The 24,132-nt window shown below is 64.6% G+C and carries 23 protein-coding genes; 3 read left to right on the top strand and 20 right to left on the bottom strand.

The window, feature by feature from the left end; translation table 11 throughout:
* Positions 1-187 precede the first annotated feature (187 nt).
* The gene (locus U5768_RS08150) at positions 188-946 is read right to left on the bottom strand and encodes a hypothetical protein (RefSeq protein WP_322029859.1); all 759 of its coding nucleotides are present in this window, start codon (positions 944-946) and stop codon (positions 188-190) included.
* Positions 947-952: 6 nt separating this feature from the next.
* Positions 953-2,413: an IMP dehydrogenase gene (guaB, locus tag U5768_RS08145; protein WP_322029858.1), complete on the bottom strand. Its 1,461-nt coding sequence runs from the start codon at positions 2,411-2,413 to the stop codon at positions 953-955.
* Positions 2,414-2,698: 285 nt separating this feature from the next.
* On the opposite strand from guaB, the gene U5768_RS08140 reads away from it, so the two are divergent.
* A complete protein-coding gene (locus tag U5768_RS08140; protein WP_322029857.1) occupies positions 2,699-3,751 on the top strand; it encodes a DMT family transporter in 1,053 nt (350 codons plus the stop codon).
* A gap of 84 nt (positions 3,752-3,835) precedes the next feature.
* Here U5768_RS08140 and U5768_RS08135 read toward each other — a convergent pair whose 3' ends face one another.
* Both U5768_RS08135 and U5768_RS08130 read right to left on the bottom strand, forming a co-directional pair.
* The gene (locus tag U5768_RS08135; protein ID WP_322029856.1) at positions 3,836-4,174 is read right to left on the bottom strand and encodes an RnfH family protein; all 339 of its coding nucleotides are present in this window, start codon (positions 4,172-4,174) and stop codon (positions 3,836-3,838) included.
* Positions 4,171-4,608, bottom strand: coding sequence for a type II toxin-antitoxin system RatA family toxin (locus U5768_RS08130; RefSeq protein ID WP_322029855.1), 438 nt, complete (start codon positions 4,606-4,608; stop codon positions 4,171-4,173). The genes U5768_RS08135 and U5768_RS08130 overlap by 4 nt, the downstream gene beginning before the upstream one ends.
* 102 nt (positions 4,609-4,710) lie before the next feature.
* On the opposite strand from U5768_RS08130, the gene smpB reads away from it, so the two are divergent.
* Positions 4,711-5,157, top strand: coding sequence for an SsrA-binding protein SmpB (gene smpB, locus U5768_RS08125; RefSeq protein ID WP_322029854.1), 447 nt, complete (start codon positions 4,711-4,713; stop codon positions 5,155-5,157).
* A 78-nt stretch (positions 5,158-5,235) separates the two neighbouring features.
* On the opposite strand, the gene U5768_RS08120 is transcribed toward smpB, so the two are convergent.
* From U5768_RS08120 to ppsA, 3 genes are all read right to left on the bottom strand, one after another.
* Positions 5,236-6,195 carry a stomatin-like protein gene (locus tag U5768_RS08120; RefSeq protein WP_322029853.1) on the bottom strand — a complete coding sequence of 320 codons (960 nt, stop codon included), beginning with the start codon at positions 6,193-6,195 and terminating at the stop codon, positions 5,236-5,238.
* 56 nt (positions 6,196-6,251) lie between these two features.
* Entirely contained in the window at positions 6,252-6,737 is a 486-nt protein-coding gene (locus tag U5768_RS08115) for an NfeD family protein (RefSeq protein WP_322029852.1), read from the bottom strand.
* Between the two features lie 141 nt (positions 6,738-6,878).
* On the bottom strand, positions 6,879-9,278 hold the full coding sequence (gene ppsA, locus U5768_RS08110; RefSeq protein ID WP_322029851.1) for a phosphoenolpyruvate synthase: 2,400 nt from the start codon (positions 9,276-9,278) through the stop codon (positions 6,879-6,881).
* 401 nt (positions 9,279-9,679) lie between these two features.
* Here ppsA and U5768_RS08105 point away from each other — a divergent pair, with 401 nt between their 5' ends.
* Positions 9,680-10,495 (top strand): pyruvate, water dikinase regulatory protein, encoded by an 816-nt coding sequence (locus U5768_RS08105; RefSeq protein ID WP_028204047.1) that lies wholly within the window; start codon positions 9,680-9,682, stop codon positions 10,493-10,495.
* A 69-nt stretch (positions 10,496-10,564) separates the two neighbouring features.
* Here U5768_RS08105 and U5768_RS08100 read toward each other — a convergent pair whose 3' ends face one another.
* From U5768_RS08100 to frr, 13 genes are all read right to left on the bottom strand, one after another.
* Entirely contained in the window at positions 10,565-11,350 is a 786-nt protein-coding gene (locus U5768_RS08100; RefSeq protein WP_322029850.1) for an RNA methyltransferase, read from the bottom strand.
* Positions 11,351-11,443: 93 nt separating this feature from the next.
* A complete protein-coding gene (gene rnhB, locus U5768_RS08095) occupies positions 11,444-12,220 on the bottom strand; it encodes a ribonuclease HII (RefSeq protein WP_322029849.1) in 777 nt (258 codons plus the stop codon).
* A complete protein-coding gene (gene lpxB, locus U5768_RS08090; protein ID WP_322029848.1) occupies positions 12,217-13,386 on the bottom strand; it encodes a lipid-A-disaccharide synthase in 1,170 nt (389 codons plus the stop codon). Before lpxB ends, rnhB begins: the two co-directional genes overlap by 4 nt.
* A gap of 3 nt (positions 13,387-13,389) precedes the next feature.
* Positions 13,390-14,178: an acyl-ACP--UDP-N-acetylglucosamine O-acyltransferase gene (gene lpxA, locus U5768_RS08085; protein WP_322029847.1), complete on the bottom strand. Its 789-nt coding sequence runs from the start codon at positions 14,176-14,178 to the stop codon at positions 13,390-13,392.
* A gap of 78 nt (positions 14,179-14,256) precedes the next feature.
* Positions 14,257-14,721: a 3-hydroxyacyl-ACP dehydratase FabZ gene (gene fabZ, locus U5768_RS08080; protein ID WP_028204052.1), complete on the bottom strand. Its 465-nt coding sequence runs from the start codon at positions 14,719-14,721 to the stop codon at positions 14,257-14,259.
* Positions 14,722-14,973: 252 nt separating this feature from the next.
* Positions 14,974-16,047, bottom strand: a complete 1,074-nt coding sequence (gene lpxD / locus U5768_RS08075; RefSeq protein ID WP_322029846.1) for a UDP-3-O-(3-hydroxymyristoyl)glucosamine N-acyltransferase — start codon at positions 16,045-16,047, stop codon at positions 14,974-14,976.
* Between the two features lie 77 nt (positions 16,048-16,124).
* Positions 16,125-16,676 (bottom strand): OmpH family outer membrane protein, encoded by a 552-nt coding sequence (locus tag U5768_RS08070; protein ID WP_322030066.1) that lies wholly within the window; start codon positions 16,674-16,676, stop codon positions 16,125-16,127.
* A 71-nt stretch (positions 16,677-16,747) separates the two neighbouring features.
* Complete coding sequence (gene bamA / locus U5768_RS08065; protein ID WP_322029845.1) at positions 16,748-19,054, bottom strand: outer membrane protein assembly factor BamA; 2,307 nt, start codon at positions 19,052-19,054, stop codon at positions 16,748-16,750.
* 68 nt (positions 19,055-19,122) lie between these two features.
* The gene (gene rseP / locus U5768_RS08060) at positions 19,123-20,511 is read right to left on the bottom strand and encodes an RIP metalloprotease RseP (protein WP_322029844.1); all 1,389 of its coding nucleotides are present in this window, start codon (positions 20,509-20,511) and stop codon (positions 19,123-19,125) included.
* A 109-nt stretch (positions 20,512-20,620) separates the two neighbouring features.
* Positions 20,621-21,802: a 1-deoxy-D-xylulose-5-phosphate reductoisomerase gene (locus U5768_RS08055; protein WP_322029843.1), complete on the bottom strand. Its 1,182-nt coding sequence runs from the start codon at positions 21,800-21,802 to the stop codon at positions 20,621-20,623.
* Positions 21,803-21,840: 38 nt separating this feature from the next.
* On the bottom strand, positions 21,841-22,650 hold the full coding sequence (locus U5768_RS08050; protein WP_322029842.1) for a phosphatidate cytidylyltransferase: 810 nt from the start codon (positions 22,648-22,650) through the stop codon (positions 21,841-21,843).
* On the bottom strand, positions 22,644-23,420 hold the full coding sequence (locus U5768_RS08045) for an isoprenyl transferase (protein ID WP_322029841.1): 777 nt from the start codon (positions 23,418-23,420) through the stop codon (positions 22,644-22,646). Before U5768_RS08045 ends, U5768_RS08050 begins: the two co-directional genes overlap by 7 nt.
* A 71-nt stretch (positions 23,421-23,491) precedes the next feature.
* Entirely contained in the window at positions 23,492-24,052 is a 561-nt protein-coding gene (gene frr / locus U5768_RS08040; protein ID WP_112172804.1) for a ribosome recycling factor, read from the bottom strand.
* Positions 24,053-24,132: the final 80 nt, after the last annotated feature.

The raw sequence follows: 24,132 nt of genomic DNA, 5'->3' as shown, positions 1-24,132 counted from the left end.
AAAAAAATAACGGATACAGAAAGCCGCGCGACAGTACCACTGCGCGCAGCATGAATTCATCAGGACCAGGGCAGCGCACTACGGCGGAACCGGGTAGCGCAAATTCGGGGATGCTGCTGACCCAACTGCGGGCGCTGCTTTGGACGCATTGACTCTGGTGTTTCGGAGGCCGGGTTTGCGCGCGGCCTCAGCCACGCAGCGGCGGCCTCGGTGCGTCGGCCGCTTCGTCCCGAGCCGCCTGGCGCGCCTCTTGAGCTTGCGCCGGACTGACCGTGGGCGGCGTAACCGTCGATGGACGAGGCGCAAGCGGCGAAGCCGGCGAAACCGGCACAATCGGCACAAGCGGCGGAACCGCTGCAGGCGTCACGGTCGGAACTTCCACGACGGGCTCGACCGGCGCCACAGGCCGTTTCGCTTCACGCGCGCCACCCCACGCCATCGTGCGCAGAAAGCCGGGCTTCGCGTATGTTGCCGGTTCGTCGCGGCGCGCGGCGCGCTCCGTCGCCGCTTTGCGCTCCTGCGCCAGACTGCCGTCCGCCAGCCCCTTCTGGCGCTTGCGAACCGCGCCCGCGAGCCTGGCGCCGCCGAGGCCGAGGACGATCAGCCACACGCCAACCGCACCGGCCACCAACTGACCCAAACCCGTGAGCCGCGGAGCACGCAGTCCGATGAGCCAGACCAGCATCAGCACGCCGGCAATCCAGTTGACGTGCCCAACCGTGCGGCCCACAGGCACGGTCATTTCCCCGTGGAAGGCCGCGCGCAGCGCAAGCCACGCGAAACCCAACAGCACCACGCCAAACGCCTGCCCAACGAGTGCCGGTTGCGTTTGCACCAGTTGCAACGCGTCGTAAATCAGGGTCCAGGGCGTGAGAACGAACAGCACGCCGAACCCCAGCAACGTCAACGCATCGACAATCAGCAGCACGCGCAGCAGCGGCTTCATCGTGTTTTAGTCCACGTGATAGTTGGGCGCTTCCTTCGTGATCTGCACGTCGTGCACGTGCGATTCATTCAGGCCGGCGCCGGTAATCTGCACAAACTCAGCCTTCGTGTGCAGTTCGTCTATCGTGCGGCAACCGCAGTATCCCATCGAGGCGCGCACACCACCGATCAACTGGAACAGGATGGCGTTGATCGGCCCCTTGTAGGCGACACGGCCTTCGATGCCTTCCGGCACGAGCTTGTCGATGTTCGCCGAGTTGTCCTGGAAGTAGCGGTCCGCGGCGCCGTCCTTCATCGCGCCGACTGAGCCCATGCCGCGGTACGACTTGTACTGGCGGCCCTGATACAGGAACACGTCGCCCGGCGATTCTTCGGTGCCCGCGAACATGCTGCCCATCATCACGGCGTTCGCGCCGGCTGCCAGCGCCTTCGACACGTCGCCCGAGTAGCGCACGCCGCCGTCGGCAATGCACGGCACGCCCGTGCCCTTGAGCGCTTCCGAGACATTGGAAATCGCGCTGATCTGCGGCACGCCCACGCCAGCGACGATACGCGTCGTGCAGATGGAGCCCGGGCCGATACCGACCTTCACGCCATCCGCGCCGTATTCGACGAGCGCACGCGCCGCATCGGCCGTGGCGATGTTGCCGCCGATCACTTCGACGTGCGGGAAGTTCTTCTTGACCCAGCGAACGCGCTCGAGCACGCCCTTGCTGTGGCCGTGCGCCGTATCGACCACGATCACGTCCACGCCGGCCTGCACCAGCAGTTCGACACGCTCTTCGTTGTCCGGACCCACGCCGACTGCCGCGCCCGCGCGCAGCTTGCCGTGCTCGTCCTTACAGGCGGCCGGGTGCTCGGTCTGCTTGGTGATGTCCTTGACGGTCATGAGGCCGCGCAGCTCGAACGAGTCGTTCACGACCAGCACGCGCTCGAGGCGGTGGCTGTGCATGAGCGACTTGGCTTCGGCGAGCGGCGTGCCTTCCTTGACGGTCACGAGGCGCTCGCGCGGCGTCATGATCGAGCGCACCGGCTCGTCCAGACGCGTTTCGAAACGCAGGTCGCGGTTCGTGACGATACCGACGAGTTGCGCGCCTTCCACGACCGGGAAGCCCGAGATGCCATGCTGCTGCGAAAGCGCGATGACGTCGGCGACCTTCATTTGCGGCGGAATCGTGATCGGATCGCGCACGACGCCCGACTCGAAGCGCTTCACCTTCGCGACCTCGCGCGCCTGCTCGGCCGGCGTGAGGTTCTTGTGGACGATGCCCACGCCGCCCTGCTGCGCCATGGCGATTGCCAGACGACCTTCCGTGACGGTATCCATGGCGGCCGACACGAGCGGAATGTTCAGGGAGATGTTGCGGGTCAGCCGGGTTTTCAGGCTGGTGTCGCGCGGGAGAACGTCGGAGAAGGCGGGGACGAGGAGCACGTCATCGAACGTGAGTGCTTTCTGGATCAGACGCATGGCAAATCCTATAGGCGCAAAAGCAGATTATACGCGATAGCGCCCTGGAAATCATCAGCGCTAACAGTAGCTTAGCGCCGTTTTCGGGATTATTTTCACGCTCCGGCCCCGCCGCTCCTGGCCGCCCGCGCCTCATGCCTCCGACCCGAATATCCGCGCCAACAGGTGCAGGATTGAACAAGACGGCTGCGCGCACTACCGGTTAAGCTTCGGGCCGTCCTGTTAAACGGCCCTTCTTGCACGATCGCGCAGTTGGGCCACCCGAAGTCTCTGGAGACAATACAAATGCAGCGTGGTGTGTTGTACGGCGTGCTCGCCGGCGCGTTATGGGGAACGGTGTTCGTCGTGCCCCGGCAACTGGCGGAGTTTTCGCCGCTGCTCCTGAGCGCGGGCCGCTACGCAATGTATGGGCTCGTTTCGCTCGCCGCGCTTTTGCCCATGCTGCGGCGGGTCTGGCCGCGCATCACGCGCGCCGATCTCGTCGCGCTCGTGAAACTCGCGCTCATGGGCAACGTGCTCTATTACCTCTTTCTCGCAAGCGCGATTCATCTGGTGGGCATCGCGCCGGCTTCGCTGATCGTCGGCGTGCTGCCCGTCACGGTCACGCTGCTCGGCCGCCGCGACCATGGCGCGGTGCCGCTTTCGCGTCTGGTGTGGCCGCTCGCCATGATTGCGGCCGGCATCGTCTGCATCAACGTGGACGTGTTCACCGCCGCGGACAATGCAAGCGGCGCGGGCGTCCTCACGCGCATCGCGGGCATTGGCTGCGCGGTCGGCGCGCTCGTGTGCTGGAGCTGGTTCGCGGTCGAAAACGCCCGCTATCTACAGCGCAACGCGCATTTCGGCGGCAACGAGTGGTCGGTGCTCTGGGGCGTGGTCACAGGCGCGCTCGGCGGGTTGCTCTGGCTCGGCATTCTCGCCGTGCCGTCGCGCTGGGTGCAGGAAACCGTGGCCGACGGCCGCTGGACCACGTTCTGGCAACTGAATCTGGTGCTCGCGATCGGCGCTTCGTGGCTCGGCAACGGCCTGTGGAACGCCGCCGCCAAGCGCCTGCCGCTCACGCTCTCGGGCCAGATGATCGTGTTCGAAACGCTGTTCGCCCTGCTCTACGGCTTTATCTACGATCACCGGCTGCCGCGCGCGCTGGAAGTCGCGGCGATCGTGCTGCTGGTCGCGGGCGTGAGCTGGTCGGTGCGTCAGCACTCGGGCGGCCCGGAAGATACCGCGCACGGCGACGGCATCGTGCCAGACGGCGATTTGCGAGGCATCGCCAACGAAAGCCGCGTCGCCCAACCCGAAGTCGATGCGCAGCAAGGCAGCCGCACCACCGCCGTCTGACTGCGCGCGGGCTCAAAAAGCCGAATGGGCGAGACCGCGCAAGCTGTCTCGCCCATTACGTTTGCGCGGCAACGCCGGGCCGGCTTAACCTTGGCGCGAATCCTTGGGCAGCCACTTGCGCCCTTCGACCGAGCCTTCCTTGCGGGTCTTGTCGACGCGGCGCTGGCGCGCCATCTTCGGGTCGACGATCAGCGGCCGGTAGATTTCCACGCGGTCGTGATCGGCCAGCACGGTGTCGAGCGGCTTGAGCTTGCCGTACACGCCCACCTTGAGCTTCGCCAGATCGATCTCAGGGTGCCGCGCGAGGATGCCGCTCGCGTCGATCGCCTGCTGCACGGTCGCGCCCGGCGGCAGTTCGATGCTGATGAGCGTCTGCGCATCCGGCAGCGCGTAGCAGACGTCGACGGAGAGATTCGCGCTCATGGCTTGCCGTAGCGCTGGTCGGCGCGCTTCACGAAGGATTCGACGAACGTGTTGGCGATGTGATGGAACACCGGCCCGATGAGTTTTTCGAGAATGATGTTTGAAAACTCGTAATGCAGCGCAAATTCGATCTTGCAGGCGTCGGCGCGCAGCGGCGTGAAGCGCCAGTAGCCCGTGAATTTGCGGAACGGGCCATCGGCGAATTCCATGTCGATGCGCTCGGGCCGCTTTTGCGAGTTGCGCGTGGCGAAGTGCTGCTTGATGCCCTTGAAGTTGATGTCGATCTTCGCTTCCATGCCGTTCTCGTCCTGACGGCGAATCTCGACGCCGCCGCACCAGGGCAGGAAGTTGGGGTAGTCGGCGACGTCGGTGACGAGGTCGAACATCTGTTCCGCCGAATGGCGAATCAACACGGTTTTCTGGACATCCGCCATAAATTGCGCAATGCGTGGCTAGAGTGAAAGCGCGACGGGCTTTCGGGAGCCCGCTTTGCTAAAATCGCAATTTTAAACGAGTTGGGCCGATCCCATTTTCCTATGAGCATCATCGACAACAGAAAAGCGTTCTTCGATTACTTCATCGAAGAGCGTCACGAGGCCGGGCTCGTGCTGGAAGGATGGGAAGTCAAGGCCATGCGCGCCGGGCGAGCCAACATCAAGGAAGCGTACGTCATCATCAAGGACGGCGAGCTTTACCTGATCGGCACGCACATCAGCCCGCTGCCGGAAGCCTCGACGCACATCCAGCCGGACCCCACGCGCACGCGCAAGCTGCTGCTCCATCGGGAGGAAATCGACAAGCTGATCGGCAAGGTCGAGCAGCGCGGTTTTACGCTCGTGCCGCTGAACTTCCACTACAAGGGCGGCCGCGTGAAGTGCGAGATCGGCCTCGCCAAGGGCAAGAAGCTGCACGACAAGCGCGAAACCGAAAAGAAACGCGACTGGGAGCGCGAAAAGGCGCGTCTGATGCGCTCGCCTACCTGATGCTTCCGCGGCTTGTTCCGGAATCGTTCAGATGAAAAACGGGCCGCTTCAAGCGGCCCGTAGTCATTGTCGGCAGGCTTATACACCCTTTGTAGCCGCCGTCCCGCTGATCTGCCCCTCGCGCAAACCTGCCCGGTTCACGATCGTCAGCGCCGAAGCGATCATCGTGCTCATATCGCCCATATTGCCCGGCACGATCAGCGTATTGCCCTGCTTCGCCAGATTGGCGAAGGCGTTCACGTATTGCTCGGCCACCTTGAGGTTGACCGCGTCCATGCCGCCCTGCGCCTGGATCGAATTGCCGATCTTCTGGATGGCCTGCGCATTCGCTTCGGCTACCGCCAGAATCGCCGCCGCCTGGCCCTGCGCCTGGTTGATCGCCGCCTGGCGCTCGCCTTCCGACTTCTGGATCGCGGCCTCGCGCGCGCCGGCGGCGAGATTTATCTGCTCCTGCTTGCGCCCTTCGGAGGCCGCGATGAGCGCGCGCTTTTCCCGCTCGGCGGTAATCTGCGCCTGCATGGCGTGCAGGATTTCCTTCGGCGGCGTGAGATCCTTGATCTCGTAGCGCAGCACTTTCACGCCCCAGTTGGAGGCGGCCTCATCGAGCGCCGACACGACGCTATGGTTGATGAAATCGCGCTCCTCGAAGGTCTTGTCGAGTTCGAGCTTGCCGATGACGGAGCGCAGCGTGGTCTGCGAAAGCTGCGTAATCGCGAACACGAAATTGCTCGACCCGTACGACGCCTTCATCGGATCGGTCACCTGGAAATACAGCACGCCGTCCACCTGAAGCTGCGTGTTGTCGCGCGTAATGCAGACCTGGCTCGGCACGTCGAGCGGAATTTCCTTGAGCACATGCTTGTAGGCCACGCGATCCACGAACGGCAGCACGATCGTCAACCCCGGCGTGAGCGTGGCGTGATAACGCCCAAGCCGTTCGAGCACCCAGGCATGCTGCTGCGGCACGATCTTGATGGTCTGCGCGATCAGCACGATGACGATCACGAGCAGAATCAGACCGACGACTGGGACTTGCATACGGAACCTCCGTTCGCTTCGATGTGGTTTGCTGGCGGGATTTTGAATTCAGCCGGTCACGCGTGGCGCGCGCCGTCGCGAGCGGCGCCGGATGCATCGGCTTGCGGCCGCTCGCGCTTCGCCGCGACGACGAGACAACTGCCGCGCACAGCCGTGATTTCGTAGAGAGGCGCATCTTCGGGTTCGCCCGGCGCGAGTTCGACGTCCCATTCGGCGCCGCGATACATCGAGCGCGCGCGGCCGTCTCGCCAGGCCGCGACGGCAAGCGTCGCGCCAATATCGAGGTTCACGCCCGGATCGGTCGAAGCATCGGTCATGCGCCGCCGGCGGCCGAAACGCGAGCGCCGCAGCGTGACTACGGCCGCGAGCCCCACCACCGCCGCGATAATCAGTTGTACGTCGAGCGGCGCGCCAAATTCATAGCTCAGCGCACCGGCGAGCAAGCCGAGCGCGATCATCAACAGGTAGAACGTGCCCGTCATCAGCTCCGCGACGATGAGCACGCCGGCGGCAATCCACCAGAACAAACCATGCGGACCCACGACGACCTCCCAAAGTAAAACACCCCGGATAGACCGGGGTGTTATAGCACGAAGCTGACACTTTTTTCCGCGCCGTGCATGGCGCACGAGAGCTGCGTCAAGCTCCGCATGTACCGGGGATTCGCGCCCCCGGCACCACGCTTACTTCGCTTGCGACTTCGCCAGCGCCTGCCACGTCTCGATGATCGTGTCCGGGTTCAGCGACATCGAAGCGATGCCTTCTTCCGCGAGCCACTGCGCGAAGTCCGGATGATCGGACGGGCCCTGACCGCAGATGCCGACGTACTTGTTCAGGCGGCGGCAGGTTTCGATCGCGCGCTTGAGCATGAACTTGACGGCCGGATCGCGTTCGTCGAAGTCGACGGCCAGCAGTTCCATGCCCGAGTCCCGGTCGAGACCGAGCGTGAGCTGCGTGAGGTCGTTCGAGCCGATCGAGAAGCCGTCGAAGTACTGCAGGAACTCTTCGGCGAGGATCGCGTTCGACGGCACTTCGCACATCATGATGAGCTTGAGGTCGTTCACGCCGCGCTTGAGGCCGAATTTCTCGAGCAGACCGACCACGCGCTCCGCCTGCTTGAGCGTGCGCACGAACGGCACCATGATCTCGACGTTCGTGAGACCCATTTCTTCACGCACGCGCTTGAGCGCCAGGCACTCCATTTCGAACGCCTGCGCGAAGTCCTCGGCGATGTAGCGCGAGGCGCCACGGAAACCCAGCATCGGGTTTTCTTCGTCCGGCTCATAGCGCGAACCGCCAATCAGCTTCTTGTACTCGTTCGACTTGAAGTCCGAGAGACGCACGATCACGGGCTTCGGATAGAACGCCGCCGCGATCGTGGCGATGCCTTCCGTGAGCTTGTCGACGTAGAAGGCGCGCGGCGAAGCGTGACCGCGAGCCACGCTTTCCACGGCCTTCTTCAGGTCGGCGTCGACGTTCGGGTACTCGAGGATCGCCTTCGGGTGCACGCCGATGTTGTTGTTGATGATGAACTCGAGACGCGCGAGACCAACACCTGCATTCGGCAGTTGCGAAAAGTCGAATGCCAGTTGCGGGTTGCCGACGTTCATCATGATCTTGACCGGAATGGCCGGCAGCTCACCACGCTGAACTTCGCTGACTTCCGTTTCGAGCAGACCGTCGTAAATGCGGCCTTCGTCGCCTTCAGCGCACGACACGGTCACGAGCGCGCCGTCCTTCAGCACGTCGGTTGCGTCGCCGCAACCCACCACGGCCGGCACGCCCAGCTCACGCGCGATGATCGCCGCGTGGCAGGTACGGCCGCCACGATTCGTGACGATGGCCGAAGCGCGCTTCATTACCGGCTCCCAGTTCGGGTCGGTCATGTCGGCGACCAGCACGTCGCCCGGCTGCACGCGTTCCATTTCGGACGGATCGTGAATCACCTTCACGCGGCCCGCGCCGATCTTCTGGCCGATCGCGCGGCCCGTTGCCAGCACCTGCGACTGACCCTTGAGCTTGAAGCGCTGCTCGACCTTGCCCGCGGCCTGGCTCTTCACGGTCTCCGGGCGCGCCTGGAGAATGAAGATCTTGCCGTCGAGGCCGTCCTTGCCCCACTCGATGTCCATCGGACGCTGGTAGTGCTTCTCGATGATGACGGCGTACCTGGCCAGCTCGATCACGTCTTCGTCGGTGATCGAGAAGCGGTTGCGCTGCTCGTGCGAAACGTCCACCGTCTTCACGCGGCCCGGCTCGCCCGGCTGCGTGAATTCCATCTTGATGAGCTTCGAGCCAATCGAGCGGCGAATGATCGGCGCCTTGCCCTGCGCGAGCGTGGTCTTGAAGACGTAGAACTCGTCCGGATTCACGGCGCCCTGCACGACCGTTTCACCGAGGCCGTAGCTCGACGTGATAAAGACGGCGTCCTTGAAGCCCGATTCCGTGTCCAGCGTGAACATCACGCCCGCGGCGCCGCGGTCCGAACGGACCATGCGCTGCACGCCAGCCGACAGCGCGACTTCGGCGTGGGTGAAGCCCTTGTGGACGCGATAAGAAATGGCGCGGTCGTTGTAGAGCGACGCGAACACGTGCTTGAGACGGTCGAGTACTTCCTCGATGCCCACCACGTTGAGGTAGCTTTCCTGCTGACCGGCGAACGACGCGTCGGGCAGGTCTTCCGCCGTCGCCGACGAGCGCACGGCGAACGAGAGTTCAGCCGGCGAGCCGTTCTGCAGCGTTTCAAAGCCGGCGCGGATGTCCGCTTCGAGCTTCGGCTGCAGCGGAGCGTCAACGATCCATTGACGGATTTCCTTGCCGGCTTCGGCCAGCGCCTTGACGTCGTCGACGTCGAGCGTTTCCAGGCGAGCGGCAATCCGTTCGGTCAGGTTGTTATGTTTCAGGAAGTCGCGGAAAGCGAGCGCCGTCGTCGCAAAACCCGTGGGCACACGCACGCCGGCTTCAGCCAACTGGCTGATCATCTCGCCGAGCGAGGCGTTCTTCCCGCCCACGATCTCGACATCGGTCATCCGCAACTGCTCGAAAGGCACTACATAAGCCTGATCCTTGGCAACGGTGTTAGTCATACAAGCCCCTAAGTGTGAAAAAAATTCACGATTGCGCAAGTGGGCTCGAACGCGCTCCGCCCATTGGAAGCGGAATCGCGTCTTGCGCAACCTGTTGGAGAAGCAATCGCTCACCGGCCGGGCAAATTTCCATTCTTCAAAGGAAAAAGCACGAAGATGCGCGCGATTACATGGAGTTAGACCGAATCGCTGCAAATTGACACCAGAATGCGCCGCGATAGGCGGCTGTTTGGCGCGGTTGCACTGCAATTGCTTATCCAACAGGTTGCCGCTATTCTACCGTGCCGACTCTGGAATTTGTGCCAGTCGGCGAGAATTGCCCCTCGGTCCCGCCGGACGGGGCTTTCCGGGCGCCCAGCCTGTCCCGAGCGGCCCTGCAGCTCACGTACCCAGCCCAACCGATGCCGCCAACCGTATTCATCGTCTCCGACGGTACCGGGATCACTGCCGAAACTTTCGCGCATTCGATCCTGTCGCAGTTCGACCAGAAATTCCGCCTCGTGCGCGTGCCCTTCGTCGATTCGTCCGAAAAGGCGTACTCGACCGCGGAAAAAATCAACGAAGCCGCCGTGCAGGAAGGCCGGCGCCCGATCGTGTTCACGACGCTCGTGGACAGCAACTCGAACGAGATCGTCAAACGCGCGAACGCGCTCGTGATGGACATGTTCCAGACCTTCGTCGAGCCGCTCGAACAGGAGCTGGAACTCAAGTCGAGCCACGCGATGGGCCGCGGCCACCAGAATGCCGACACCGACGAATACAAGAACCGTATCGAGGCGATCAATTTCTCGCTCGCGCATGACGACGGCCAGTCCGATCGCAATCTCGCCGATGCCGACGTGATCCTCGTGGGCGTGTCGCGCAGCGGCAAGACGCCAACGAGCCTTTACCTCGCAATGCAGTACGGCGTGAAGGCAGCGAACTACCCGCTCATCCCTGACGATTTCGAGCGCGGCAAGTTGCCCAATGCGTTGCTTTCGCATCGCACGAAGATCTTCGGTCTGTCGATCGATCCGCAGCGTCTCACCGAAATCCGCAACGAGCGGCGCCCGGGCAGCAAATACGCCGCGCTGGAAAACTGCCGCTACGAAGTCAACGAAGCCGAGGCGATGATGCGCCGCGAAGGCATCAAGTGGCTCTCGTCGACGCACAAGTCGATCGAGGAAATCGCCACCACGATCCTGCAGGAAATCCGCATCGACAAGCCGTCGTATTGAGACGGAACGCCTGAAACGAAAGAGCCCGCGTCGCGACGCGGGCTCTTTTATTGCGCGCTGCGCCGGACGTCAGCGCGCGTGCCGCTGCTGCCGGCATTGCTCGAACACGCACACCGCCGCGGCCGCCGCAACGTTGAGCGACTCCATGCCGCCCGGCTGCGGAATCGTCACGCGCAGCGCGGCCGTATCGCGCCATACCTGCGAAACGCCCGCCCCTTCGTTGCCGAACACCCATGCGACCTGGCCGGTGAGATCGGCCTCGTCGATTGCCTGCGCGCCATGCGAATCGGTGATGACGACCGGCACGCCAAGCCGTTCCACGAGCGCTTCGGCCTCGACGTTCTCGACCACCTGCAGGAGAAAGTGCGCGCCCATCGCGGAGCGCAACACCTTCGACGACCACACGTATGCCGTGCCGGACGTGCAGAACACCCGGTCGATGCCGGCTGCCGCCGCGCTGCGCAGGATCGAGCCGACGTTGCCGGCATCCTGCAATCCATCGAGCACGAGGCAGGTCGACTGGACGCGCTCCGGCAACTGCGCTTCAGGCATGTCGACGAGCAGCAACAGCCCCACGCCATGCACGACGTTCGAGAGTTGCCCGAAGAGCGCATCGGGCAGCGTGATCACGCGGCGCTCGTCCACGCGGGCGACAATGGCCCGCGCCTCTTCATGCGCAAGCGCGCCTTCGGTCACGACGCAATATTCGGGCTGCGAGCCCCCATCGAGCCAGGCGCTCGCGAGATGGAAGCCTTCGAGCAGGGCCTGGTGGCTACGCCGCTGTTGATGCGTCGAGCCGGCCAGCGCCTTCAGGCGCTTGTAGAGCGGATTGTCGCGCGAGGTAATGGCTTTCACGGGCGGGCCTGGCGTATCAAATGAAGATCGAGAGATAGAAAGCGGTGGCGGCGCGCGTGCGGCGCCGCCGGAGGGCGCCCCGCCGGAGGGCGCTCAAGGGAGCGGCGCGAAAGCGTCGCCTTCTTCGAAGCCGGCGGCGTCGACGATCACCGTCGCCGCACCGGCCAGGACGATGCCGTGCAACGCATAGGCGTCGCGCACGGGCGCGAACGAGCGCCGGTGATGCTCGCACGGACCATGCACGCGCAGCGCTTCCAGATGCTGCGGCGTGCCGTAACCTGCGTGCGCATCGAACCCGTAATGCGGATGAATCTCGTGCAGATCGACCAGCATGCGGTCGCGCGTGACCTTCGCGATGATCGACGCCGCCGAAATGCTGGGCACGAGCGCGTCGCCGCCAATCACCGCCTCGCTGCGCACCGGCATCACCGGGCAGCGATTGCCGTCGATCTTCGCGAGCGTCGGCACAATGCTCAAGCCCTCGACCGCGCGCCGCATCGCCAGCATCGTCGCATGCAGGATGTTGAGCGTGTCGATCTCGTCGACCGTCGCCGAGGCGACGCACCACGCGAGCGAGCGCTCTACGATGCGCTCGTAGAGCGCCTCGCGCACCTGCGCCGTGAGAACCTTCGAATCGTTCAAGCCGCGAATCGGGCGCTGCGGGTCGAGAATCACGGCGGCCGCGACCACCGGCCCGGCGAGCGGGCCGCGCCCTGCCTCGTCCACGCCGCAGATCACGTCGTCCGGCGACTCGAACAGCAGTCCGGCCTGCCGCGCCGCCTTGCGGCGCGCGGCGAGCTTGAGCGCCGCCTGCGACGGCGATTTTTTCGCGGCCGGCGCTTTCGCGCGCTTGATCGTAACCTCGCTCATGCCCGCCCCTTGCGGCGCTCGACGATGCCCGCGACCACTTCGGCCGCGCGCTGCGCGGTGTTCTGGCGCAGGGTCAGATGCATCTGCGTGAACACCTCGGTCAGCGTGCGCCGGTTTGCCTCGTCCTGCAACTGGGTAAGCGTGGCGTCGGCGAGCGCCTCGGGCGTCGCGAAGTGCTGCAGGATTTCCGGCACGACGAAGCGGCCCGCGAGAATGTTCGGCAGGCCCACGTAAGGCAGATAGGCCTGACGGCGCATGATCTGCCCCGTGAGCCAGGGCACCTTGTAGGAGATGACCATCGGCTTCTTGAGCAGCGCCGCTTCGAGCGTGACCGTGCCGCTCTTCACGAGGATCGCGTCGGCGGCCGTCATCGCAAGCTGCGACTGGCCGTCGATGATCGTGAGCGCGAGCCCCGGGTGCCCGTTCGCGAGTTCCTGCAACTGCGTGTGGATGGCGGGCGTCGCCGCCGGCATCACGAAACGCAGCGCCGGTTCGCGCCGTTGCATGATCTGCATCGCGTCGAAGAAAGTCGGCCCGATCAGATTGATTTCCGAGCGGCGGCTGCCCGGCAGCACGGCGATCACCGGGCCGCTTTCCGGCAGGCCGAGCGCATGGCGCGCGCCGGCCATGTCCGGTTCGAGCGGAATTTCATCCGCGAGCGGATGGCCCACGTACGACGCCGCCACTCCGGCCTTTTCGAGCAGCGCCGTTTCGAACGGAAACACGCACAGCATGTGATCCACGGCCTTCTGGATCTTCTTGATGCGACCGCCCCGCCACGCCCAGATCGACGGGCAGACGAAATGGATCGTCGGAATGCCGGCGTCGCGCAGCGCATGTTCGAGGCCGAAGTTGAAGTCGGGCGCGTCCACGCCGATGAAGGCGTCAGGCGGTTCGGCCAGCAACTGGTGCTTCAGCTCGTTGCGGATGCGCAGAATTTCGGGAATGTGCCGCAGCGCCTCGACGTAGCCGCGCACCGAGAGCTTTTCCATCGGCCAGTGCGCGTCGAACCCGGCGGCCGTCATGCGCGGGCCGCCGATTCCGTAGTACTGCGTAGTGTCGGGCAAGCGGGTCTTGAGACCCGCGAGCAGCGACGCCGCAAGCAGGTCGCCGGAGGGCTCGCCGGCGACCATCGCGAGGCGCAGCGGACGCGTTTGCAGCGCCATCGATCAGCGAATGATGCCGCGTTGCGACTGCTCGACGAAATCGAGCAGCGCCTTCACGTGCACGTCACCGTCGCCACCCGCCCGCGCGAGATCGGCGATCTGCACCTTCGCCTCTTCGAGCGAGAGCCCGTTCTTGTAGAGCGTGCGATACGCCGAGCGCAGCGCGGAAATCGCGTCGGGCGAGAAGCCGCGGCGGCGCAGACCTTCCACGTTGATGCCGTGCGGCACCGCCTTGTTGCCGGCGGCGATCACGAACGGCGGCACGTCCTGCACGAGCGCCGAGGCGCCGCCCACCATCGAATGCGCGCCAATGCGCACGAACTGGTGCACGCCCGTCATGCCGCCCACGATCGCGTAATCGTCGACGATCACGTGACCCGCGAGCTGCGCGTTGCTCGACATGATGACGTTGCTGCCCAGACGGCAGTCGTGGCCCACGTGCACGTAGGCCATGATCCAGTTGTCGTCGCCGATGATCGTGACGCCGGTGTCCTGCACCGTGCCCGTATGCAGCGTCGTGAACTCGCGGATGGTGTTGCGGTTGCCGATTACGAGCCTCGTGGGCTCGCCCTTGTACTTCATGTCCTGCGGACGGCCGCCGATCGACGCGTAATGACCGATCGTGTTGTCTTCGCCAATGGTCGTGTGGCCTTCCAGCACGCTATGCGAACCGACCTTCGTGCGCGCACCGATGGTGACGTTCGCACCGACGACCGCGAACGGCCCGATTTCGACCGATTCGTCGATCTGCGCGCCCGACTCGACGACCGCAGTGGGATGGATCCTGCTCATTCGTCCTCGCTCTCCGATTCTGTTTCCGTACGGCGGCGCCTCGAGGTCAAGGCGCGCTGCGGCATGCGGCGTCGCTGCTTATTGCGCCGCGTCCATTTTCTTGACGGTGCACATGAGTTCCGCTTCGCAGGCGACGGAGCCTTCCACTTCGGCTACGGCCTTGAACTTCCAGATGCCGCGCATGTAGCGCTCGAACGTCACGTTGAGAATGAGCTGGTCGCCCGGCTCGACGACGCGCTTGAAGCGCGCACCGTCGATGCCCACGAAGTAGTACAGCGTATTCTCGAAGTCCTGCTCCTCTTCCGAGAACGTGAGCAGCGCGGCGGTTTGCGCCAGCGCCTCGAGAATCATCACGCCAGGCATCACCGGGCGCTGCGGGAAGTGGCCCGTGAAAAAGGGCTCGTTGACCGTCACGTTCTTCAACGCCTTGATGCTCTTGTGCGGCTCCAGCTCGATGACCCGGTCCACCATCAGGAACGGATAGCGGTGCGGCAGCAGCGTGAGAATCTTGTGGATGTCGAAGTTGAGTTTTTCGATGTTCATGGTGGTTCTGCTCACGCAGGAATTGCGCGTGTGACTTTCGATTTCGATATTCGAGGCGCTTGACCAAACACGCCCGCGCTGACGCGAAGTATGCGCCACGCCCGGGCTCCCGTGCATGCGTATTGCCCCCGGCGGGTAGCCCCCGGCGGGTAGCTCCGGGCTGGGAGCCCCAGGCGGAGGCTTTGGCCGGTTGCGACGCAAAACGGCGCGCCGCTTCCACGACACGCCGCCCGCTACCTCGATACGGCTTTCTTATTCGCCCTGCGGCTTCTGGGCAGCAGCCGCTTCGAGCGCCTTGATACGGTCGCGCAGCTTGTCGATGTTGCGCAACAGCGCGGCGCTCTTGTTCCAGTCGGCGTGATCGACCGCCGGGAAAGCGCTCGTGTAGATGCCCGCCTTCGGCAACGACTTCGAGACGCCCGACTTCGCCGTGACGATCACGTAGTCGCCCAGCGTGACGTGCCCCGCAATGCCCACCGCACCACCAATCATGCAATGGCGCCCGATCGTCGTGCTGCCCGCAATGCCCGCGCAGCCCGCAATGACCGTGTACGCGCCAATCTTGCAGTTGTGGCCGATCTGCACGAGATTATCGATCTTCACGCATTCCTCGATGATCGTATCGGCCATCGCGCCGCGGTCGATCGTCGTATTCGCGCCGATCTCGACCTCGGGCCCGATGGCCACGCCGCCCACCTGAGGAATCTTGACCCAGCTACCCGTGCGCGCGTCGCCCTCGCCCGTGAAATCGGGGGCGAAACCAAAGCCGTCCGAGCCGATCACGGCGCCGGCATGCACGATGGCACGCGGGCCCAGCTTGCAGCCATGGTAGACCGTCACGCCCGGATACAGATGCGAGCCGTCGCCTACCTGGGTACCGCGGCCGATGAAGACGTTCGCATCGAGCCGCACGTTTGAGCCGATCACGGCGCCCGCTTCAACCGTAACGTTCGGGCCGACCACCGCGCTCGCGGCGACCTGCGCCGTCGCGTCGACGTGGGCGCTGGCGTGGACGCCCGGCTGCGCTTTCGGCGCGGCGAGGTCGATATAAGCCTGCGCGACACGCGCGAAATACGCATATGGATTCGGCGTGACGATGAAGTTGCGCCCTTCGCGCGACGCGAGCTTCTCGAGGTCGCCGGGGCTGATGAGCACCGCGCCCGCGCGGGTCGTCTCGACCTGCGCGAGATACTTCGGATTGGCGAGGAACGCGAGCTGTTGCGGACCAGCCTGGTCGAGCGGCGCCAGCGAACTGACGCGTTGCGTCGCATCGCCCACCACCTCGCCGCCGAACCGCCCGACGATGTCCTCAAGCGTAAATGCCATGCGCGTGCTGCTCCTGCCTTGGTTGCCTTAAATGGCCCTAAGTGGCCCTTAGTGGCCTTAAGTTGCTTTCCGTTGCCTTAGTTGCTGCTGCTACCGCCGCCCGTGCTGTTCGCGGCAAGCGCCTTCAGCACCTGGTCGGTGATGTCGATGCGCGGGCTCACATACACCGCTTCCTGCACGATCAGGTCGTAATGCTGCTGCTCGGCGATCTGCTTGATTACCTTGTTCGCGCGGTCGAGCACCGCCGCGAGTTCCTCGTTGCGGCGCTGGTTCAAATCTTCGCGGAATTCGCGCTGCTTGCGCTGGAAGTCGCTGTCGAGCGCGGAAAGGTCGCGCTGCTTCTGGGCGCGATCGGTCGGCGACATCGACGGGCCGTTCTTGTCGAGCGAATCGGACATCGACTTCAGGCGTTGCGCCATGTCCTGCAGATCCTTGTCGCGCTTGGCGAACTCGGCTTCGAGCTTGGTCTGCGCGGCCTTCGCGGGGACGGATTCGCGCAGGATGCGATCGGAATTCACCGCCGCGATCCTGGCTTCCTGCGCCTGCGCCACGCCTATGCCACCACCGAGGAGCGCCAGCGACACGGTCATCGCCCCGATCGTGCGTCTGGAAAACATACCCGTTAGCAAAGTCATCCTCTCGTTTCCTGGGGTCCGGCGCTGCGCGCTGCGCGCGCAACCAACGCCGGGCAAAACATACGTCAGAATGCCGTCCCGATCTGGAACTGGAACTTCTGGTACTGGTCGCCTTCGTGTTTGACGAGCGGGAAGCCAAGGCTCAGCTTGAGCGGGCCGATCGGCGAAATCCACGCGAGACCGAAACCGTAGCTGTAACGCAGGCCGTTCGCGCCAATGCTGTCGCCTTCCGTGCCCCAGACGTTACCACCATCGACGAACGTGAAGACGCGCAGCGTGCGGTCATAGCCCGTGCCCGGCAGCGGGAAGGTCAGTTCGACGTTGCCGACGATCATCTTCGAACCGCCGATCGGGTCGTTCGTCTTGGCGTCGCGCGGACCCAGCGAACTCGGCTCATAGCCACGCACCGAACCGATACCGCCTGCGTAGTAGTTCTTGAAGATCGGATACGGCTTGCCGCCCAGGCCGTTACCGTAGCCGCCCTGGAAGTTCAGGCCCAGCACGAAGCCGCGCGCGAACGAGTAGTAGTACTGGGCCTGTATGTCGGCCTTGTAGTACTGCGTGCCGCCAACCGGCGTGCCGTACTCGGCGTTCGCCTGCGTGAAGTAGCCCTTGCTCGGCACGAGCGCGCTGTCACGCGCGTCGCGCGACCAGCCCACCGTGAGCGGCACGTTGTTCGACACACGGCCGAACTCGTTCACGTAGTCGATGTAGCTCTGCGGCGTGTTCGAGTCGACGTCGAGCGTGTCCTGCTCGAAGCCCGCGCCGAAGTAGACCGTGTCGACTTCCGAGAACGGTATGCCGAACTTCAGGTCGCCGCCCATCGTGATGATGCGGAAGCTCGAATCGGTCGAGTAATACAGCGGCTGGTACGTACGGTAGTAGAGGTCGGTAATGCGCTTGATGCCGTCCACCGTGAAGTACGGGTCCACCTGCGTGAGCGCCAGCGTGCGATACGTCTTCGCGGTGTTCACGTTCAGCGAGAGCGACGTGCCCGAACCGAACACGTTGTCCTGCGACACGCCCGCGGACAGCACCACCTTGTCCGTCGACGAGAAGCCCGCGCCCAGCGTGATCGCGCCGGTCGGCTTTTCGGCGACCTTCACGTTCACGTCCACCTGGTCCGCCGTGCCTTCCACGGGCACCGTGGTCACGTCGACGTCGGTGAAGTAGCCCAGACGGTTGATGCGGTCCTTCGACAGCGCGAGGCGGTTCGAATCGAACCACGAGCTTTCGAGCTGGCGCATTTCGCGGCGCACGACTTCGTCGCGCGTACGCGTGTTGCCCACCACATTGATGCGGCGCACGTACACGCGGCGGCTCGGGTCGACCTGCAGCGTGAGGTTGACCGTGTGATTGGCCTGATCGATCTGCGGCAGCGCGTTGACGGTCGCGAATGCGTAGCCGTACTCGCCGAGCTTGTCGACGATCGCCTTGGTCGTGGCTTGCAGCTTTTCGGCCGAGAAGGTATCGCCCGGCTTGATCTTGATCAACTTCCTGAGTTCGGCCTCGCGGTCGAGCAGGTTGCCCGAGAGCTGGATGCCCGACACCTTGTACGGCTCACCTTCGTGAATGCCGATGGTGAGGTACATGTCCTTCTTGTCGGGCGAGATCGAGACCTGCGTCGAGTCGATGTTGAACTCGAGGTAGCCGTGGTTCAGGTAGTACGAGCGCACGTTCTCGAGGTCGCCCGTGAGCTTTTCCTTCGAGTACAGGTCGTTCTTCGTGTACCACGAGAACCAGTTCGGCGTGGACAACTGCATTTCGCTCAGGAGCGTGCCGCTGCTGTACGTCTTGTTGCCGATGAAGTTGATCTGGCGGATCTTCGCGCTCGGACCTTCCACCACCGAGAACAGCAGACCCACGCGATTGCGGTCGATCGGCGTGACCGTGGTCGTGACCTCGGCAGCGTAGAAACCGCGCGTGAGGTACTGGCGCTTGAGTTCCTGCTCGGCCTTGTCGACCAGCGCCTTGTCGTAGTAGCGGCCTTGCGAGAGGCCGACCGCGCGCAGCGCCTTGGTCAGGTTGTCCTTGTCGAATTCCTTGATGCCCGCGAAGTCGATCGTGCCGATGGCCGGGCGCTCCTGCACCTGCACCACCACGACGCCGCCTTCGGTGGCGATCTTTACGTCGTTGAAGAAGCCCGTCGCATAAAGCGCGCGGATGGCCTCGGACGCCTTGTCGTCGGTGAACGTGTCGCCCTGCTTGATCGGCAGGTAGGCGAACACCGTGCCCGGCTCGACGCGTTGCAGCCCTTCGATGCGGATGTCCTGAACCACGAAAGGCGTCGTTGCTGCGTGGGCAACGAGTCCATGTGCGGCGATCGCCGCGGCCGCAACCGTTTTTGGAACCAAGCGATGAGGTCTAAACAACGTGCTTCCCCAATTATGTATAGCTGCATCAGGTCAGGCGGCCCGCCCACGGACGCCGCCAGACATCTTTAAAAATGGATTAACCGAGCCAGATCGTTGAACAACGCGATCGCCGACAGCGCGACGATGCAGGCAAGTCCCGCGCGCTGCAGCACGAGCTGCCAGCGGTCCGAGACGGCTTTGCCCGTTACGGCTTCAACCGCATAATATAACAGATGCCCCCCGTCCAATACCGGAATTGGGAGCAGATTCAATACGCCGAGGCTGATGCTCACGAGGGCGAGGAACGACAGGAACGCGGAAGGACCGAGTCTCGCGCTCTTGCCGGCATAGTCAGCAATCGTCACCGGCCCCGACAGATTCTTCAACGACGCTTCGCCCGTGATCATGCGGCCGAACATCCGCAGCGAATACACCGCGATGTCCCACGTGCGATACGCGCCGAGCCGCACGCTCTCGAGCGGCCCGTAGCGCACGTCCACGGAAGGCGCCTGCGCCGAGAGCGCTGCGCCGATTCGCCCCACGTCCTCGCCCGTCTGCGCGTCGCGCTGAAGCGTCGGCGTGACGGTGAGCGTGAGCGTCTGCTCCGTGTTGCCGCCCGCCTCGCCGCGCGCGACCGTGAGCCGCACGGGCTTGCCCGCATGCGCCTTCACGTAGGCGATGAAAGTGCTTGCGTTGTCCACTGAGCGGCCGTCGACGGAGCGCAGTTGATCCCCCGCCTGCAGCCCGGCATGCTGCGCCGCACTACCCGCCTCCACGGCCGCCACCCTGAGCGTGTTGCCGCCCGCCTCGAGACCGAGCTTCGCCATGAAGTCGTCGTCGAGATCCTTGCTGGTCAGTTGCGAGAGATCGAGCGGGAAATCGTAGGTGCCGTCGCCGTCACGTGCAGAGAGGACGACGTGGCCCTGATCGAAGGCCGTGCCGAGCAGTTTCCACCGCAGGTCGGACCACGAACGCACGGGCTCGGTGCGGCTGCCGTTCGCATCGCTCACCGAAAGAATCGTTTCGCCGCCCTGGAAGCCGGCCCGCGCCGCCGCCGATTGCGCCGGGGGCGCCGCGACGATGGCCTTCTGTTCGGTCACGCCGCTCGCGTACACCACCGCGAAAAGCACGACAGCCAGCACGAAATTGGCTATCGGGCCGGCCGCGACAATCGCAATACGCTTGCCGACCGACTGGCGGTTGAACGCGTGCGGCAAATCGCTCGCCGGGATCGGATCGGGCGATTCGCGCTCGTCGAGCATTTTCACGTAGCCGCCGAGCGGCAGCGCGGCGATGGTCCACTCGGTGCCGCTCTTCTTGCTGACCCACTGGACGAGCGGCCGGCCAAAGCCGATCGAGAATCGCAGGACCTTCACGCCGCACAGGCGCGCGATGCTGTAGTGCCCGTATTCGTGCACGACGACCAGCACGCCGATCGCCACGACGAATGCGACCAGTTCGGTAAGCAGGTTCATGAACGCCTCCTCGGCTGGAAGCAGCGCACCGGTGCGGGAACGGCCCCGAGGTCAGGCTCGCGTGCACGAGGGGCCGCGAGGGCCCTTCCGCAAGCCCCTCGCAGACCTGTCAGGCCGGCACCGGCAGGCTGCCGATGATGGTGTGAGCCGCGCGGCGGGCGGCCGCGTCGGCTTCGAGCACGACTTCAAGACTCGACGCGGTGCGGTTCTCCAGCGCGTTGAGTACGGCATCCACCGTCTGGGCGATGGCCATGAAGCCGATGCGCCGGTTCAAAAAGGCTTCCACGGCGACTTCGTTGGCCGCATTGAGCGCCGCGCTCGCGACGCCCCCGGCCGCCAGTGCCTGCATGGCGAGCGCGAGACACGGGAAGCGCGCGTAGTCGGGTTTTTCGAACGTGAGCGTCGCGATTTGCGCGAGATCGAGCTGGGCTACGCCGGAATCGACGCGGTCCGGATACGCCAGCGCGTGCGCGATCGGCGTGCGCATGTCGGGGTTGCCTAGTTGCGCGAGCACCGACCCGTCGGCGTACGAAACCATCGAATGGATCACGCTCTGCGGGTGGATCAGCACGTCGATGCGATCGCCCGGCAGGTCGAACAGATAATGCGCCTCGATCACTTCGAGGCCCTTGTTCATCATCGTGGCCGAATCGACGGAAATCTTGCGGCCCATCGACCAGTTCGGATGCTTGCAGGCCTCGTCGGGCGTGACGTTCTTGAGCGTTGCGGGCTCGCGGGTGCGGAACGGACCGCCCGAAGCGGTCAGGATGATCTTCGTGACGCCGTCGCGCTGCGCGTTTTCGCGCGGAAAGCACTGGAACACGGCGTTGTGCTCGCTGTCGAGCGGCAGCAGCACGGCGCCGCTGTCACACACGGCGTCGATGAAGATGTCGCCCGACATCACGAGCGCTTCCTTGTTGGCGAGCAGGATCTGCTTGCCGGCCTTTGCCGCCGCGAGCGTGGGCGCAAGACCCGCCGCGCCGACGATGGCGGCGACCACCGTGTCGCAGCCGTCGCTCTTCGAGACTTCGACGAGCGCCTGCGGCCCGTAGGTCACAATGGTTTTCGAGCCGGCCTCGCGCAGCTTGCGTTCGACCTGCGCGGCGGTATCGGCGTCGCCGACCACGGCCACTTCGGGCGCAAAGCGCAGGCATTGTTCGACGAGCTTTTCGCCGTTGCGATGCGCGCTCAGCGCATAGACCGCGAAGCGCTGCGGATGACGCGCGACGACGTCGAGCGTGCTGTCTCCAATCGAGCCCGTGGAACCGAGCAGTGTGAGTCGTTTTTGCATATTCAAATCTCTAACCGAACGTCGCTGGGCGGGCGTCTTCAGCCAAGCAGCAGCATGGCAAGGGGCAGCACGGGCAGCAACGCGTCGATGCGGTCGAGCACCCCGCCGTGGCCGGGCAGGATGCCGCTCGAATCCTTCACGCCAGCCTGGCGCTTCATCATCGACTCGAACAGATCGCCGATCACGCTGAACGCGACCAGCACGGTAAGTACAAAAAGCGCGCGTCCAAGCCCGATCTGGGCGGCGAGCGCGGAATACAGCGTGGGTTCGAACGCGTGCAGCGCGATCGCAGCGCCCGACACCACCATCACGGCGACCCAGCCGCCCACGGCGCCCTCCCAGGTCTTGCCCGGGCTGATCGCAGGCGCAAGTTTATGCTTTCCGAATGCCTTCCCTGCAAAGTATGCGCCGATATCGGCCAGCCAGACCAGGAGCAGCAAGGACAAGACGAACGCCACGCCCACGGTGCGCGCCGCAACGAGGGCGTGCCAGCAGGCCGCGAAAACGACGAGCCCGGCGGCGAGAAGGAAAGCGCGCCAGGCGCCCGCGGCGAGCACCGGCTTGCGCAGCAGCACGTAGGGACCGGCGATGATCCAGAACACCCCCGCCGCCTGAAAGAGCGGACGCGGCGCCGGCAGGCGTGTGCTGAGCGCGACGACAGCGGCCGCGATCACGGCGTAGACGATCGAGCCGGTCGCGCCCGCCTTCAGGAGGCGCGCCCACTCCCACGCGGCGACCACGACCACGATGCCGATCAGCGCGCCGAACGCGGCCACCGGCGCGAACAGCGTGACCGGCAGGAAGACTGCCAGCAGGACGAGCGCCGTAATGACGCGGGTCTTCAGCATGAAAGCGAATCGGCGTTCTGGGCGACGACCTGCGCGCTCGTGCGGCCGAAGCGGCGCTCGCGCTCGGCATACGACGCGATGGCGCGGCTGAGCGCTTCGGCGTCGAAATCCGGCCAGAACGTGTCGGTGAAATAGAACTCGGCGTAGGCGAGTTGCCAGAGCAGGAAGTTGCTCACCCGCTGCTCGCCGCCCGTGCGGATAAAGAGATCCGGCTCCGGCGCGTAGGCCATCGCCAGATGCTGGGACAGCGTGTCTTCGGTGACGGGCACGGGCTGGCCCGTGGCCGCCGCTTCCTCGACCAGCTTGCGCGTGGCCTGGAGGATGTCCCAGCGGCCGCCGTAATTCGCGGCGATCGTGAGCGTGAGACGGGTATTGCGCGCGGTCTTGGTTTGCGCGCGGCGAATCAGGTCCTGGATGCGCTCGTTGAACATCGACAGGTCGCCGACCACGCGCAGGCGGATGCCGTTCGCGTGCAGGCGCGCCACTTCGCGCTCGAGCGCGGTAACGAACAGGCGCATGAGAAACGAGACTTCGTCGGTCGGGCGGCGCCAGTTCTCGGAGCTGAAAGCGAAGAGCGTGACGTACTCGACGCCGCGCTCCACGCACGATTCGACGACCGAACGCACGGCGTCCACGCCGCGCGTGTGGCCCGCGACGCGCGGCAGGCGGCGCTGGGTTGCCCAACGGCCATTGCCGTCCATGATGATCGCGATGTGGCGCGGCACGGCCGCCACTTCGGGCACGCGAACGGTTGAGCTGGTATAGGTCATGGCCGTCGGACTGTAACTGCGATGGAAAGGGAAACCGCCGGAAATCTGGCGAATCTGGAAGCCTTGCGGCCTCAGACCGTCATGATCTCGGCTTCCTTCGTCTGCACGAGCTTGTCGATCTCGGCCACGAAGCGATCGGTCAACTTCTGGACGTCGTCGCTGCCACGGCGCTCATCGTCTTCGGAAATTTCCTTGTCCTTCACGAGCTTCTTGAGCTGTTCGTTGGCGTCGCGACGCAGGTTGCGCACCGCCACCTTGGCCGTTTCGCCTTCGTTCTTGACGACCTTCGTCAGCTCCTTGCGGCGCTCTTCGGTGAGCGCGGGCATCGGCACGCGGATCAAGTCGCCGTGCGTGGCCGGGTTCAGGCCGAGATCCGACTCGCGGATCGCCTTTTCGATCACCGGCACCATCTTCTTCTCCCACGCCTGAACGCCGATCGTGCGGGCGTCGACAAGCGTGAGGTTCGCGACTTGCGAGATGGGCACGGGCGAGCCGTAATAGTCGACCTGGATGTGGTCGAGCAGACCGGTATGGGCGCGGCCCGTGCGGATTTTCGCCAGATCGCTCTTGAACGCGTCGATCGAGCGCTGCATTTTCTGCTCGGCGCCCTTCTTGATGTCAGCCACAGCCATTTTGATACCTCCGAACCTTCATAACGGAACGGGCCCGCCAGCGCGCTGATGGGCGGCGCGGCCCGTGTTCGATCCTCTCG

This window comes from Paraburkholderia sp. J76, assembly GCF_905220295.1.
Lineage (GTDB): Bacteria > Pseudomonadota > Gammaproteobacteria > Burkholderiales > Burkholderiaceae > Paraburkholderia.
Note: the sequence above shows the minus strand (reverse complement) of the source record. Positions and strands in the feature narration are given on the sequence as shown.

What these genes read in the sequence shown, in the direction of transcription:
- U5768_RS08140 (WP_322029857.1), top strand. Translation starts at nt 2,699, where the DNA reads ATGCAGCGTGGTGTGTTGTACGGCGTGCTCGCCGGCGCGTTATGGGGA.
- U5768_RS08045 (WP_322029841.1), bottom strand. Translation starts at nt 23,420, where the DNA reads ATGACCTATACCAGCTCAACCGTTCGCGTGCCCGAAGTGGCGGCCGTG.
- U5768_RS08150 (WP_322029859.1), bottom strand. Translation starts at nt 946, where the DNA reads ATGAAGCCGCTGCTGCGCGTGCTGCTGATTGTCGATGCGTTGACGTTG.
- fabZ (WP_028204052.1), bottom strand. Translation starts at nt 14,721, where the DNA reads ATGAACATCGAAAAACTCAACTTCGACATCCACAAGATTCTCACGCTG.
- U5768_RS08135 (WP_322029856.1), bottom strand. Translation starts at nt 4,174, where the DNA reads ATGAGCGCGAATCTCTCCGTCGACGTCTGCTACGCGCTGCCGGATGCG.
- rnhB (WP_322029849.1), bottom strand. Translation starts at nt 12,220, where the DNA reads ATGAGCGAGGTTACGATCAAGCGCGCGAAAGCGCCGGCCGCGAAAAAA.
- U5768_RS08055 (WP_322029843.1), bottom strand. Translation starts at nt 21,802, where the DNA reads ATGCAAAAACGACTCACACTGCTCGGTTCCACGGGCTCGATTGGAGAC.
- rseP (WP_322029844.1), bottom strand. Translation starts at nt 20,511, where the DNA reads ATGAACCTGCTTACCGAACTGGTCGCATTCGTCGTGGCGATCGGCGTG.
- lpxD (WP_322029846.1), bottom strand. Translation starts at nt 16,047, where the DNA reads ATGGCATTTACGCTTGAGGACATCGTCGGGCGGTTCGGCGGCGAGGTG.
- U5768_RS08130 (WP_322029855.1), bottom strand. Translation starts at nt 4,608, where the DNA reads ATGGCGGATGTCCAGAAAACCGTGTTGATTCGCCATTCGGCGGAACAG.
- U5768_RS08120 (WP_322029853.1), bottom strand. Translation starts at nt 6,195, where the DNA reads ATGCAAGTCCCAGTCGTCGGTCTGATTCTGCTCGTGATCGTCATCGTG.
- lpxA (WP_322029847.1), bottom strand. Translation starts at nt 14,178, where the DNA reads ATGAGCAGGATCCATCCCACTGCGGTCGTCGAGTCGGGCGCGCAGATC.
- U5768_RS08105 (WP_028204047.1), top strand. Translation starts at nt 9,680, where the DNA reads ATGCCGCCAACCGTATTCATCGTCTCCGACGGTACCGGGATCACTGCC.
- U5768_RS08050 (WP_322029842.1), bottom strand. Translation starts at nt 22,650, where the DNA reads ATGCTGAAGACCCGCGTCATTACGGCGCTCGTCCTGCTGGCAGTCTTC.
- frr (WP_112172804.1), bottom strand. Translation starts at nt 24,052, where the DNA reads ATGGCTGTGGCTGACATCAAGAAGGGCGCCGAGCAGAAAATGCAGCGC.
- smpB (WP_322029854.1), top strand. Translation starts at nt 4,711, where the DNA reads ATGAGCATCATCGACAACAGAAAAGCGTTCTTCGATTACTTCATCGAA.
- ppsA (WP_322029851.1), bottom strand. Translation starts at nt 9,278, where the DNA reads ATGACTAACACCGTTGCCAAGGATCAGGCTTATGTAGTGCCTTTCGAG.
- lpxB (WP_322029848.1), bottom strand. Translation starts at nt 13,386, where the DNA reads ATGGCGCTGCAAACGCGTCCGCTGCGCCTCGCGATGGTCGCCGGCGAG.
- guaB (WP_322029858.1), bottom strand. Translation starts at nt 2,413, where the DNA reads ATGCGTCTGATCCAGAAAGCACTCACGTTCGATGACGTGCTCCTCGTC.